This is a genomic window from Halomonas sp. WWR20, assembly GCF_054602495.1.
In genome coordinates this window covers 1-12,608 of the sequence record NZ_JBTRHR010000010.1, presented here as the reverse complement: position 1 = coordinate 12,608, position 12,608 = coordinate 1, and the positions used below count along the sequence as shown (strand labels likewise).

13 protein-coding genes are annotated in these 12,608 nt (G+C 63.5%); 4 read left to right on the top strand and 9 right to left on the bottom strand.

Going from position 1 to position 12,608, the window contains the following annotated elements:
* Positions 1 to 185: 185 nt before the first annotated feature.
* The 4 genes from asd to leuC form a co-directional block, all read right to left on the bottom strand.
* Positions 186 to 1,298 (bottom strand): aspartate-semialdehyde dehydrogenase, encoded by a 1,113-nt coding sequence (asd, locus tag ACW4DH_RS16270; RefSeq protein WP_459637458.1) that lies wholly within the window; start codon positions 1,296 to 1,298, stop codon positions 186 to 188.
* Positions 1,299 to 1,378: 80 nt separating this feature from the next.
* Positions 1,379 to 2,458: a 3-isopropylmalate dehydrogenase gene (gene leuB, locus ACW4DH_RS16265; protein WP_459637457.1), complete on the bottom strand. Its 1,080-nt coding sequence runs from the start codon at positions 2,456 to 2,458 to the stop codon at positions 1,379 to 1,381.
* 118 nt (positions 2,459 to 2,576) lie between these two features.
* Positions 2,577 to 3,218, bottom strand: a complete 642-nt coding sequence (gene leuD, locus ACW4DH_RS16260) for a 3-isopropylmalate dehydratase small subunit (RefSeq protein WP_459637456.1) — start codon at positions 3,216 to 3,218, stop codon at positions 2,577 to 2,579.
* 2 nt (positions 3,219 to 3,220) lie between these two features.
* Positions 3,221 to 4,666 carry a 3-isopropylmalate dehydratase large subunit gene (gene leuC / locus ACW4DH_RS16255; RefSeq protein WP_459637455.1) on the bottom strand — a complete coding sequence of 482 codons (1,446 nt, stop codon included), beginning with the start codon at positions 4,664 to 4,666 and terminating at the stop codon, positions 3,221 to 3,223.
* Between the two features lie 212 nt (positions 4,667 to 4,878).
* On the opposite strand from leuC, the gene ACW4DH_RS16250 reads away from it, so the two are divergent.
* On the top strand, positions 4,879 to 5,754 hold the full coding sequence (locus ACW4DH_RS16250) for a LysR family transcriptional regulator (RefSeq protein WP_459637454.1): 876 nt from the start codon (positions 4,879 to 4,881) through the stop codon (positions 5,752 to 5,754).
* A 53-nt stretch (positions 5,755 to 5,807) separates the two neighbouring features.
* Here the strand turns inward: ACW4DH_RS16250 and aroC are convergent, their stop codons facing one another.
* Both aroC and prmB read right to left on the bottom strand, forming a co-directional pair.
* Entirely contained in the window at positions 5,808 to 6,893 is a 1,086-nt protein-coding gene (aroC, locus tag ACW4DH_RS16245; RefSeq protein ID WP_459637453.1) for a chorismate synthase, read from the bottom strand.
* Positions 6,894 to 6,924: 31 nt separating this feature from the next.
* Positions 6,925 to 7,878, bottom strand: coding sequence for a 50S ribosomal protein L3 N(5)-glutamine methyltransferase (gene prmB / locus ACW4DH_RS16240; protein WP_459637452.1), 954 nt, complete (start codon positions 7,876 to 7,878; stop codon positions 6,925 to 6,927).
* Positions 7,879 to 8,018: 140 nt separating this feature from the next.
* On the opposite strand from prmB, the gene ACW4DH_RS16235 reads away from it, so the two are divergent.
* Positions 8,019 to 8,603 (top strand): Smr/MutS family protein, encoded by a 585-nt coding sequence (locus ACW4DH_RS16235; RefSeq protein ID WP_459637451.1) that lies wholly within the window; start codon positions 8,019 to 8,021, stop codon positions 8,601 to 8,603.
* Positions 8,604 to 8,607: 4 nt separating this feature from the next.
* Here ACW4DH_RS16235 and ACW4DH_RS16230 read toward each other — a convergent pair whose 3' ends face one another.
* The gene (locus ACW4DH_RS16230; RefSeq protein ID WP_459637450.1) at positions 8,608 to 9,657 is read right to left on the bottom strand and encodes a patatin-like phospholipase family protein; all 1,050 of its coding nucleotides are present in this window, start codon (positions 9,655 to 9,657) and stop codon (positions 8,608 to 8,610) included.
* Positions 9,658 to 9,722: 65 nt separating this feature from the next.
* Entirely contained in the window at positions 9,723 to 10,601 is an 879-nt protein-coding gene (locus ACW4DH_RS16225) for an alpha/beta fold hydrolase (RefSeq protein WP_459637449.1), read from the bottom strand.
* A 170-nt stretch (positions 10,602 to 10,771) separates the two neighbouring features.
* Here ACW4DH_RS16225 and ACW4DH_RS16220 point away from each other — a divergent pair, with 170 nt between their 5' ends.
* Both ACW4DH_RS16220 and ACW4DH_RS16215 read left to right on the top strand, forming a co-directional pair.
* Complete coding sequence (locus ACW4DH_RS16220) at positions 10,772 to 10,942, top strand: hypothetical protein (RefSeq protein ID WP_459637448.1); 171 nt, start codon at positions 10,772 to 10,774, stop codon at positions 10,940 to 10,942.
* A gap of 7 nt (positions 10,943 to 10,949) precedes the next feature.
* Positions 10,950 to 11,897: an AEC family transporter gene (locus tag ACW4DH_RS16215; protein ID WP_459637447.1), complete on the top strand. Its 948-nt coding sequence runs from the start codon at positions 10,950 to 10,952 to the stop codon at positions 11,895 to 11,897.
* An 85-nt stretch (positions 11,898 to 11,982) separates the two neighbouring features.
* Here ACW4DH_RS16215 and ACW4DH_RS16210 read toward each other — a convergent pair.
* The coding region (locus tag ACW4DH_RS16210; protein WP_459637446.1) for an aldehyde dehydrogenase family protein at positions 11,983 to 12,608 on the bottom strand (626 nt) is incomplete at its 5' end.

Genomic DNA, 12,608 nt, shown 5'->3' with positions numbered 1-12,608 from the left:
CTATAGCCGCCATCCGACTCATACAAACGGCCCAGGTAATGGTATGTATCATTTTATATCTACCATACCGCTTATGGTAAGTTCTCGTCATTGGTTCATGCCCGTTATTACATGCTTATTCCGACGATTGCACAAAAAACGCCTCCCGAAGGAGGCGTTTTTCATCAATCTCAGCGCAGCGTGAATTACTGCTCGCGCAGGATCTTCAACATGCGCTTGAGCGGCTCGGCGGCGCCCCACAGCAACTGGTCGCCCACCGAGAAGGCGGTCAGGTACTCGCCGCCCATGGCCAGCTTGCGCAGACGCCCTACCGGCACGCCCAGCGTGCCTGTGACCGCTGCCGGCGTCAGCTGCTGGATCGTGGCCTCCTTGTCGTTGGGCACGACCTGAACCCAGTCGTTGTGCTTGGCGATGCGGTCCTCGATCTCATCGATCGGCACATCCTGCTTGAGCTTGATGGTAAACGCCTGGGAATGCGAACGCATCGCACCGATACGCACACACAGCCCGTCGATGGGCACCGGGTGGTCGCCGGTGGCGAGAATCTTGTTGGTCTCGACGCCAGCCTTCCACTCCTCCTTGCTCTGGCCGTTGTCCATCGCCTTGTCGATCCACGGCAGCAGTCCACCCGCCAGCGGTGCCCCGAACTGATCGATGGGGAAGTCGGCACCGCGCATGCTCGCCGACACCTTGCGATCGATTTCCAGGATGGCGCTTTTCGGGTCGAGCAGCTCGTTGACGACGCCCTCGCGCAGAGCGCCCATCTGATTGAGCAGCTCGCGCATGTTCTGGGCGCCGGCCCCCGAGGCCGCCTGGTAAGTCATCGAAGTCATCCACTCGATCATGCCGGCCTCGAACAGTCCGCCCAGGCCCATCAGCATCAGGCTGACGGTGCAGTTGCCGCCGACGAAGGTCTTCGCACCCTTGGCCAGTTGGGCATCGATGACGTGGCGGTTGACCGGGTCGAGCACGATGGTCGCTTCATCCGCCATGCGCAGCGTGCTGGCGGCATCGATCCAATAGCCGTTCCAGCCCGCCTCGCGCAACGGCTGGTAGACCTTCCCGGTATAATCGCCGCCCTGACAGGTCACGATGACGTCGAGTGACTTGAGCGCATCAATATCGAAGGCATCCTTCAGGGCGGGCACGTCGACGCCCACGTCGGGGCCCGGCTGGCCGACCTGCGAAGTGGTGAAGAACACCGGCTCAAGCCCCGCGAAGTCATTCTCCTCGCGCATGCGATCCATGAGCACCGAGCCCACCATGCCACGCCAACCGACAAATCCGACTTTCAACATGATTCATATCCTCCTGGGATTCTGAGTATGTGCGCCCTCAGGGGAGCGCGGGGCCGCGGGTGCCACGGACCTCATACGATTTAGCGTCTACGAAAGGCGGCCAGTACGGCCTCGCCCATTTCGCTTGTCGATACCTTTCGCGTACCGGGATAGGCGATATCCGCGGTGCGCAGGCCCTCGTCAAGAACCGTGCCGACCGCTCTCTCGATGCGCTCGGCAAGCGCCGGAGCATCCAGGGAGTAACGTAGCATCATCGCCACGGACAGGATGGTCGCCAGCGGGTTGGCGATGCCCTGTCCGGCGATGTCCGGCGCGCTGCCGTGACACGGCTCGTACATGCCCTGACCGCTCTCGTTGAGTGAGGCCGAGGGCAGCATGCCGATCGAGCCGGTAAGCATCGCGGCTTCATCCGAGAGGATGTCGCCGAACATGTTGCCGGTGACGATCACGTCGAACTGCTTGGGCGCACGCACCAGTTGCATGGCGGCATTGTCGACGTACATGTGCGACAGCTCGACATCGGGATAGTCCGCCGCCAAGCGTTCCATCACCTCGCGCCACAGGATGGTGACCTCGAGCACGTTGGCCTTGTCCACCGAGCACAGCTTCTTGCCACGCTTTTGTGCCATCTCGAAGGCGACGCGGCCGATGCGCTCGATCTCCGCCTCGGAGTAGACGTAGGTGTTGAAACCCACGCGCTGCCCGTCGCGTTCCTCGATACCGCGGGGCTGGCCGAAGTAGATCCCTCCGGTCAGCTCGCGCACGATGATGATGTTCAGCCCCGAGACGACCTCGGGCTTGAGACTCGACGCCTCGGCGAGCTGCGGGTAGAGGATCGCCGGGCGCAGGTTGCCGAACAGGTTGAGATTCTTGCGCAGCCCCAGCAGGCCCTTCTCGGGACGCTTGGAAATGTCTTCGAGCTTGTCCCACTGCGGGCCGCCCACTGCGCCGAGCAGGATGGCATCGGCGACCCGCGCCTTGTCCAGCGTCTCGGCCGGCAGCGGCTCGCCATGCGCGTCGATGGCCGCGCCACCAACCCGCCCTTCCTCGAGGCTGACGTCGAGGCCCGCCTCGCGGCAGGCCTCGAGGACCTTGACGGCTTCCGCGGTGATTTCCGGACCGATACCATCGCCCGGCAGAACAAGAATCTTACGGCTCATGTCACGTATCTCTAGCTGACTCGCCTGCGGCAATGAGCCAGGCAAGTCCTGATGAATGGGGCGCTTCCCTGCGCATTAGCGTCCTTGGCGTAGGTGTCCAGCGTTGTTGTTGTGCGTGTCAGCCCCGAAACAACCAGGGATTCGTCTGGCGATGGCGCTGCTCGAAGCTGCGGATGGCCGCCTCGTCCTGCAGCGTCAGACCGATATCATCGAGGCCGTTGATCAGGCAGTGCTGGCGGAACTCGTCCACCTCGAAGCCCAGCACCTCGCCACCGGGTGTGGTCACGGTCTGCGCCTCGAGATCGACATCCAGGCGATAGCCCTCGTTAGCCTCGACTTCCTGGAACAACCGGTCGACCGTATCCTCGTCGAGGGTGATCAGCAGAATGCCGTTCTTGAAGGCATTATTGTAGAAAATATCGGCAAAGCTCGGCGCGATGACCACGCGAAAGCCGTAGTCCTCCAGCGCCCAGGGTGCATGCTCGCGGGAGCTGCCGCAGCCGAAGTTGCGCCGTGCCAGCAGCACGCTGGCGCCCTGATAGCGTGGCTGGTTGAGCACGAAATCGGGATTGAGCGGACGCTGTGTGGCGTCCTGGCCGGGATAGCCTTCATCGAGATAGCGCAGCTCGTCGAATAGGTTGGGGCCGAAGCCGGTACGCTTGATCGATTTCAGAAACTGCTTGGGGATGATCAGGTCGGTGTCGACGTTGGCACGATCGAGCGGCGCGACGAGCCCCTGCTTGCGAACGAACTTTTCCATGCTCAGACCTCCTGCGGCTGGGGCTGATTGACGAAGTCACGCACATCGACGAAATGCCCGGCGATGGCGGCTGCCGCCGCCATGGCGGGACTCACCAGATGAGTGCGACCGCCGTAACCCTGGCGTCCCTCGAAGTTGCGGTTCGAGGTCGAGGCGCAGTGTTCACCGGCGCCGAGCTTGTCGGCGTTCATGGCCAGACACATGGAGCAGCCCGGCTCGCGCCACTCGAAGCCCGCCTCGACGAAGATCTTGTCCAGCCCCTCGGCCTCGGCCTGACGTTTGACCAGCCCCGAACCGGGCACGACCATCGCCAGCTTGATACTGTTGGCGACCTTCTTGCCCTGGGCGACCTTGGCCGCCTCGCGCAAATCCTCGATGCGCGAGTTGGTGCAGGAGCCGATGAACACCTTGTCGAGACGAATATCGGTGATCTTCTGACGCGGCGCGAGTCCCATGTATTCCAGGGCCCGGGTGATGCCGCGCTTGACGGTGTCGTCACCCGCCTCCTGGGGGTCCGGCACGCTGCCGCCGATCCCGGCGACCATCTCGGGGCTGGTGCCCCAACTGACCTGCGGCTCGATCTCGGCGGCATCGAGTTCGATCACCTTATCGAACGATGCATCGTCATCGGAAACCAGCGCTCGCCAGCTGGCCACGGCGGCGTCCCACTGCTCGGCAGTCGGTGCATACGGGCGGTTGCGCAGATATTCGACGGTAGTGTCGTCGACCGCCACCAGGCCCACGCGGGCGCCCGCTTCAATGGCCATGTTGCAGATGGTCATGCGCCCTTCCATGGACAGCTCGCGAATCGCGCTGCCGGCGAACTCGATGGCATAGCCGGTGCCACCGGCGGTGCCGATCCTGCCGATCACCGCCAGGACGATGTCCTTGGCCGTCACGCCAGCGCCAAGCTGGCCCTCGACGCGCACCTGCATGTTCTTCATCTTGCGCTGAATCAGACACTGGGTGGCGAGGACATGCTCGACTTCGGAGGTGCCGATACCGTGGGCCAGCGCGGCAAAGGCGCCATGCGTCGCGGTATGCGAGTCGCCGCAGACCACGGTCATGCCCGGCAGGGTCGCACCCTGCTCCGGCCCCACCACGTGGACGATGCCCTGGCGAGCGTCGTTGATGCGAAACTCCTCGATACCGAAGGATGCGCAGTTGTCATCCAGCGTCTGCACCTGAATCAACGACACCGGATCGACGATACCGGCGTTGCCTGCGGCGCGCTCCTTCACCGTGGTCGGCACGTTGTGGTCGGGGGTCGCCAGGTTGGCATCCAGACGCCATGGCTTGCGGCCCGCCAGCCGCAGACCTTCGAAGGCCTGCGGCGACGTCACTTCGTGGAGCAGTTGACGATCGATATAGATCAGCGCGGTGCCATCGTCACGCGACTTGACCAAATGCTGTGACCACAACTTGTCGTAGAGTGTCTGGCCTGCCATGGATCTCCTCCCACGGGGCGCCGGCCCCGGCGCCTGCTGGCGCATTGATGACGCTCTGTGGCGTCTCGTTAAAATTCGATGTGCCGAACGGTGACGTTCAACGCTACAGAGACTACGAAGAACACTCCATAAAAGCAATTCATGTTATTTATGCTTTGGATTCCATTTGGGAATACAATGCGCTTAACGATTCCGCTTTCCCAAGAGATGCCATGGATACGCAAAGCCTACAGGCCTTTCTCGCCGTCGCCGACAACGGCTCCTTCTCCACCGCTGGCGAGCAGCTGCACCTCACCCAGCCGGCGGTCAGCAAACGTATCGCCACACTGGAGGCGCAAATCGGTGCCCGGCTGTTCGACCGTATCAACCGCCGCGTGGCACTGACCGAAGCAGGCCGTACCCTGCTACCGCGGGCCCGCCAGATTCTGGTGATGTTCGACGACAGCCGGCGGGCACTGTCCAACCTGGAAGGCGAAGTACAAGGCAGCCTGACCATGGCCACCAGCCACCACGTCGGCCTGCATCGTCTGCCGCCGATCCTCAAGCGCTATACCCAGAACTACCCCGGCGTGAAGATGGACATGCGCTTTCTGGACTCGGAACAGGCCTATCAGGGGGTGCTCGAAGGGGAGCTGGAGCTCGCCGTGGTCACGCTCGCGCCCTCACCCGACCCGCAGCTGACCGTGGTGCCGGTGTGGGTCGACCAGTTACGTTTCGTCTGCGGCCGCGAACATCCCCTGGCCGGCCATGCCCGGCTGCCGCTGTCACAACTGTCGCAGTACGATGCGGTGCTGCCGGGGCATCTGACCTTCACACGCGGCATCGTGGTCGACACCTTTGTGCGTGAAGGACTCAAGGTGAACGTGGCGCTATCGACCAATTACCTCGAGACATTGAAGATGATGGTCGCCATCGGCCTGGGCTGGAGCGTGCTGCCGGAGACGATGATCGATGCCGACATCAAGGTGCTGCCCATCGCGTATCGTCCCATCCAGCGCCCACTGGGCTATCTGGTACACAAGAGCCGCACGCTGTCGAATGCCGCACGTGCCATGCTTGAAATGCTGGAGGCGGCAAGAGCCGTATAGCGAAAGCACGCCGCTCTCCGGTTCGTATCTTCGAGCGAGCGGCGTGGCAGAGGTCAGCTCAAGCGGGGAGTGTCGACCTGCACGTCAGCATTCTGGGCGCGATGGCGCAGCAGGTGATCGATCAGCGTCAGCGCCATCATCGCCTCGGCGATAGGCGTGGCGCGAATGCCTACACAAGGGTCATGCCGCCCCTTGGTGACGACCTCGACGGCATTGCCGTGGATATCGATGGAACGTCCCGGCAATGTGATGCTCGAGGTGGGCTTGAGCGCCAGATGCGCGACGATCGGCTGCCCCGAGGAGATGCCGCCCAGCACGCCGCCGGCGTGGTTGGAGACAAAGCCTTCGGGCGTCATCTCGTCGCGGTGCTGACTGCCGCGCTGACTGACGCTGGAAAAGCCGTCGCCGATCTCCACGCCCTTCACCGCGTTGATACTCATCAGGGCGTGAGCCAGCTCGGCATCGAGGCGGTCGAAGACCGGCTCCCCAAGCCCCACCGGCACGCCTTCGGCGATCACGGTGATGCGGGCACCCACCGAATCCTGATCGCGGCGCAACTGGTCCATGAAGGCTTCGAGCTCGGGCACCCGCTCAGGGTCGGGGCAGAAGAAGGCGTTATCGCTGACGCTCTCCCAGGATTTGAAATCAATTTCAAGAGCACCGAGTTGGCTCATGTAACCGCGCACGTTAATACCGCGCTCGGCCAGGTATTTCTTGGCGATCGCGCCAGCCGCCACACGCATGGCCGTTTCCCGGGCGCTGGAGCGTCCACCGCCGCGGTAGTCGCGGATGCCGTATTTGTGATGGTAAGTATAGTCGGCGTGTGCCGGGCGGAACTGGTCCTTGATTTTCGAATAGTCGTTAGAGCGTTGATCGGTATTCTCGATCAGCAGACCAATCGGCGTGCCGGTGGTCAGCCCCTCGAACACCCCCGAGAGAATACGCACCTGATCGGGCTCGCGACGCTGGGTGGTATGCCGCGAGGTGCCCGGGCGGCGGCGATCGAGATCGGCCTGCAGGTCGGCCTCGCTCAGTGCGAGCCCCGGAGGACAGCCATCGACAATGGCGCCCAGCGCCGCGCCATGGCTCTCGCCGAAAGTGGTCACGGTAAACAGCTTACCGAAGGTATTGCCGGACATTACGCATTCCTCAAGAAACCAGGCACAAAAGCTAGGCGAAAGACGCCGCATGCTCATCGAGTTCACGCGCGGTCAGGGCAAAGACGCCTTGGCCGCCCCGCTCGAATTCCAGCCACAAGAACGGCACCTTGGGAAAGGCCGCTTCCAGGTGGCGCTCGGAATTGCCGACCTCGACGATCAGCACGCCCTCCTTGGTCAGATACTGGCGCGCCTCGCGCAGAATACGCCGCACGATAGCCAGGCCGTCCTGTCCCGCCCCCAGCGCCAAGGCCGGTTCATGCCGGTACTCGGCGGGCATCGAGGCCAAATCGCGCTCGTCAACGTAAGGGGGGTTGCTGATGATCAGATCGTATTGCTGGCCCGCCACGCCGGCAAACAGATCGGAGAGCACAGCGCGCACCCGCGTGCCCACATCGTGGCGCACGATGTTGGTCTTGGCGACGGCCAACGCCTCCTCACTGATGTCGACCAGATCGACCTCGGCGGTGGGCAGGTTGAGCGCCGAGGCAATGCCCATGCAGCCCGAACCGGTACATAAATCTAGAATCCGGGCGGGCGGATCTCCGGGAAACCAGGCGACGAAGCCATGCTCGATCAGCTCGGCAATCGGCGAGCGCGGAATCAGCACCCGTTCATCCACCTCAAAGGGATAACCGGCGAAGAAGGCCTCGCCAAGCAGGTATGGCAGTGGCGTGCGGGTTTCGATGCGCGATCGCACCAGGGCGACGATCCGCTGGCGCTCGACCGGCAGCAGTCGGGCATCCTGTACCGAAGGATCGATGTCCCAGGGCAAGTGCAGCGCTCCCAGCACCAGTGCCACCGCTTCGTCCCAGGCACTGGCGGTGCCATGCCCGAAATGCAGGCGATGGGCATGGAATTCGCTGGTGGCCCAACGCAGATAATCGCGTAAGGTGATCAGCCCCTCGGCAAGCGCGGCGTCTTCAAGCTCGAGGGTCGAAACAGCAGGCAAACCGGAGTCAGACACGCGATGCCCCTATGAAATTTATGAAAAGACCAGACAGCCACCGATTGTAACCGCGCCCGGCGCCGGTTCACAGCCGCCGGCAAGCCAGTATACTGGAGCGACTTCGCCTTCACCCGACGCCCCGCTGACAGGAAGCCCCCATGAGCCGACGCCCCGGTACGCCCGACGACGAGGAAATCTCGCTGTTTCGCCAGGCCCTGGAAGAAGCCGGTGTGCGTCGTCTGGCCCATAACCGTGCCGACCCCGGCACACGCCGCCGGGACAACGCCAGCCTGGCCGAGCGGCGAGCCGCGGCGGCCAACGCCACGGCGGACGCCCCCTCCAGTCGCACCTCGGATGGGCGCGTGGAGCCGGTCCGCCCTAGTCAGACACTCGATTTCGCCCTGCCCGACCTGCCCTACCGGACCCGCAGCCAGCTCAAGCGCGGCCAGATCGCCTGGGAGGCGGGCCTGGATCTGCATGGCTACACCGTCGACGAGGCCCGCGCCGAGCTGGAGGGCTTTCTCACCGATGCCCGTGCCCAGCGGGCCCGCTGCGTGCTGGTGGTACATGGCAAGGCACGCAGCAATGTCAGTAGCGGCATGAGCGACTATCCGATCATCAAGAGCCACGTTAATGCCTGGCTGCGTGAATGGCCCACCGTGCTGGCCTTCTGCTCGGCATTGGAACTCGATGGCGGCACCGGTGCCGTGTACGTCCTGCTGCGTACCCGTCGCGATGCCTGATCGATCACTTCGCAGGGGGAAGGTCCGGAGAAACCGGACGCTGCGGGGGAGCCGTGTTGCCGTTGGCGCGCGCCCTGTCGGGTTTGCCCTCGTAGCTGTCGAGCGCCTGGGCCGTCAGGTGGCGGCCCAGGCGAATCAGCGCCTCGGCACGGTGGAACTCGTAGGCGCTGCAGACCGTCTTGGGAATCTCGATCAAGATATCCGGCGGGTAACCCGCCACCTTGTATTTGGCCAGGGCCGCCTGGGCAATATCGAAGGATGACAGCATCATGTCCAGGCGGCCCCAGGCACGCTCGGTAGCCGCCTGGGTACGTCCTTCCACATCTTCGCTTTCTTCCATTACCTCGCTGTTGCCGAAAGTATCGAACATACGCAAGGCACGTTGGCGCACTCCGCCGAACCAGCCGCTGAATCGCTGCCCGGCTGCCGCACGGGCCCGTTCACGAGCGGCTTCCTCCGCCGCTTCATCGGCAGGCAGCAGTTCCTCGAGAGTGACGGGGCGAGACGATTGAGCCGTGGCATTGGCCGCCAGGATCAGGTCCGCGCGCGACGACACGGTGGGAATGATCGGCAAGGGATTGAGCAAACCGCCATCCACCAGCACCTGCTCCCCCAAATGCACCGGGGTGATGATGCCGGGCACGGCAATGGAGGCCCGAATGGCCCGGAGCAACGAGCCGCTCTGAAACCACACCTCGCGCTGGCGCACCAGGTCGGTGGCCACCGCGGTGAAGGCAATGGGCAGCTCCTCGATACGCGTTTCGCCGATCATCCCCTCGAGCTTGCTCATGACCTTGCTGGCCCGCATGGCGCCCATCGGGCTCCAAGTCACGTCCACCAATCTCAGCACATCGAAATAATCCAGCTTGCAGACCCAGTCACGATAGCCCTGGAGCTGTCCCGCGGCGTAGATACCGCCGATCACGGCTCCCATCGAGCAGCCGGATATCGCTACAATCTCATAGCCCCGCGCCATGACCTCGTCGATCACGCCGATATGCGCGTAGCCGCGTGCGCCGCCGCTTCCCAGCACCAGCGCAATCCGCTTGCTCATGTCCCGACTCCCAGCATTCGCCTCTCGCTTTATGCGTGATTATCCCGCCTCGCACGGGGTATGTCCTACTCCTTAACGAGCGAGTCTCGGGCGTGTTCGATAATGGCATGCGCCACCTGGGCCACTGCGGCCTTTTCCAGATGCAGATGATGACCGCCCGGCAGCACGGTACGGCGCAACCTCGGCACTGCGCTACGGGCCCGGGGGGCGAAATCACGCTTGACCATGATGCCGTCCTCGCCCTCGATAAGGAGTACCGGCGCCTGAATCGTTTTCAGTATGACCAGAACTTGCTCCGGTGTGAAACGCACAATCGAAGGACGTAACAGGCGGGCATCGGTGCGTAAGCGCACGTGCCCCTGACCCTCGCTTTCAACGTTGCGGGCCACCAGAGGCGCTGCGGTGGCGGCATCGATCGGTGTGACGCCACCCGCTACGCGCGCCGCCACCGCCGTGTCCAGGTCGGGATAGCGTGGCGTGTCCGATGCCGGACGGCGGTGATCCAGCAGCCCCTTGCGAAGCTGCTTGACAGTGTCTTCCACCGGGGTCGTCAACGCGCCCAGGCCATCGATCAGGTATAACCGCTCGACCCGCTCGGGCAGTGCCGCCGCCATCAGACAGGCCACCCCCGCCCCCATGGAGTGGGCCAGCAATGGCGCACTATCCACCGCCAGCTCGTCCAGCACGTCCAGCACATCGCCCACATAGTCCCACATGGCGTAATCGGCACCCACCGGACGCGGCAGAGACAGGCCATGCCCCGCAAAATCGACAGCCACGATGCGCACGTCAAGCGCCTCGGCGAGCAGCGGCGCCAGGCGGCTAAAGCTGGCGGCATTGTCGAGCCAGCCGTGCAGGGCCAACCATACGGGGGCGCCAGGCGCTCCCCAGCTCAGCGCGGCAATCCGGCCTTGGGCAAGGCTCAGCGGTTCGGGATGAATCATGGAAACTCCGGCATTGGGGTTATTGTGGACAGCGGGAAACCGGTCAGACCGCTTGTGCGGCGGCTCGAAGCTTTATGCTGGCTTCGTCTAGGCGTAGCAGACTAACGGGTTTACCATGAAACGCTTTATGACCAAAGCCTGCGCTGGCCGCGCGGCTATGGACATTGGTCGTGTCCATGGCCGATATGGCCGCGCTGCATACCCTCCCCCCTCCCAAGCGTAAGGAAAATGTCGTGCCCAAGCCTCGCCCTTCCCGCGATACTCGCCTGAGAAATCGGCTGTTCTGGATCATCGTGGTGGCAGCCATCGTGGTGGGATGGCGACTGGTCAGGCAGGGGTAGGTAATCCATGGATCTGTTAGCCGTTTTTACACACACCCTTGAAGTCACGCTGCCGGTATTCGCCATGGTGTTCATGGGTATCGGCCTGAAGCGCATCGGCTGGATCGACAGCGCATTCATCTCGACGGCATCGGCCCTGGTATTCAGGGCCACCATGCCGACCCTGATCTTTCTTAGCATCATCCGCGCCGATCTCGATGCCACGCTCAATCCCAGATTGCTGGGCTTTTTTGCCGTCGCCACGCTGATGACGTTCGTCCTCAGCTGGTTGTGGGCCAGTTGGCGCGTGCCGCATATCGATCGCGGCGTCTACGTGCAAGGCGCCTTCCGCGGTAACTGCGGTATCGTCGGCATAGCGCTTGCCGCCAGCATGTACGGCGACTATGGACTGTCCGCCGGTGGATTGCTGCTCGGTGTGGTGATTCTTTCCTACAATATCCTATCGGTAGTGGTGCTGGCGGCCTACCAGCCGGGCAAGCGGGCCGACTGGCGCAGCGTACTGCTGCATATCATGCAGAACCCGCTGATTATCGCGGTCATCCTGGCCATTCCCACCGCCTGGTCCGGCGTAACGCTTCCCGGTTGGCTGATGACTAGCGGCAACTACTTCGCCTCGCTGACTCTGCCCCTGGCGCTGATCTGCATCGGCGGCACGCTGTCAATCAGCGCACTGCGCGACGACAGCATGACCGCATTCGACGCCAGCCTGATGAAGATGGTAGTGCTGCCGATACTCGCCACCGCAGCGGCGTGGCTGATCGGATTCTCCGGCCCCGAACTGGGTCTGCTGTTCCTGTTCTTTGCCAGCCCCACGGCGGCAGCGAGCTTCGTGATGGTCAAGGCGATGGGCGGCAATGCCAAGCTGGCGGCGAACATCATCGCCATTACCACGTTAATGGCCAGCGTGACCATCACTGCAGGCGTATTCGCCCTGCGTGTCAGCGGGTTGATCTAAACCTTACCGCTATACACAACGGGGCGACCAGAAAGGCCGCCCCGTTGTGTATAGCATCGATTAAGTTATCGATTCACTACGTCAATCAGTCCTCGCGCTTGCCATCCACGAGGCGCTTGAGGCCCAGCGGGTTGCCCTCCTTGAGCGCCTCGGGCAGCAGCCCTTCCGGCAGTGCCTGGTAGCACACCGGACGCAGGAAGCGGAAGATCGCCGCCGAGCCCACCGAGGTGGTGCGGCTGTCGGAGGTCGCCGGGTACGGCCCGCCATGCACCATGGCATGGCACACCTCGACCCCGGTCGGCCAGCCGTTGACCAGCACACGCCCCGCCTTGCGCTCCAGCGTCGGCAGCAGTGCCCGCGCCGCGTCGAGATCGGCGTCGTCCATCTGCAGCGTGACGGTGAGCTGGCCTTCGAGGTGCTCGGCGACCCGCTTCACTTCCGCCGTATCCGCGCACTCGATGACCAGGGAGGAGGAGCCGAACACTTCTTCCTGCAGCGTCTCTTCGGCCAGGAAGTCGGCCGCCGAGGTCACGAACAGCGCCGACTGGCACTGGTTGGGCGTCTCGCCGACCTGGCCACGCGAGATCTCGCGGACCTTGTCGTGGCTGGAGAGCCGGCCCACACCCTGTTGATAGGCATCATAGATGCCCGGGGTGAGCATGGTTTGTGACGCGCTGCCCTTGAGCACCTCGCCGGCCTTGGCGACGAAGG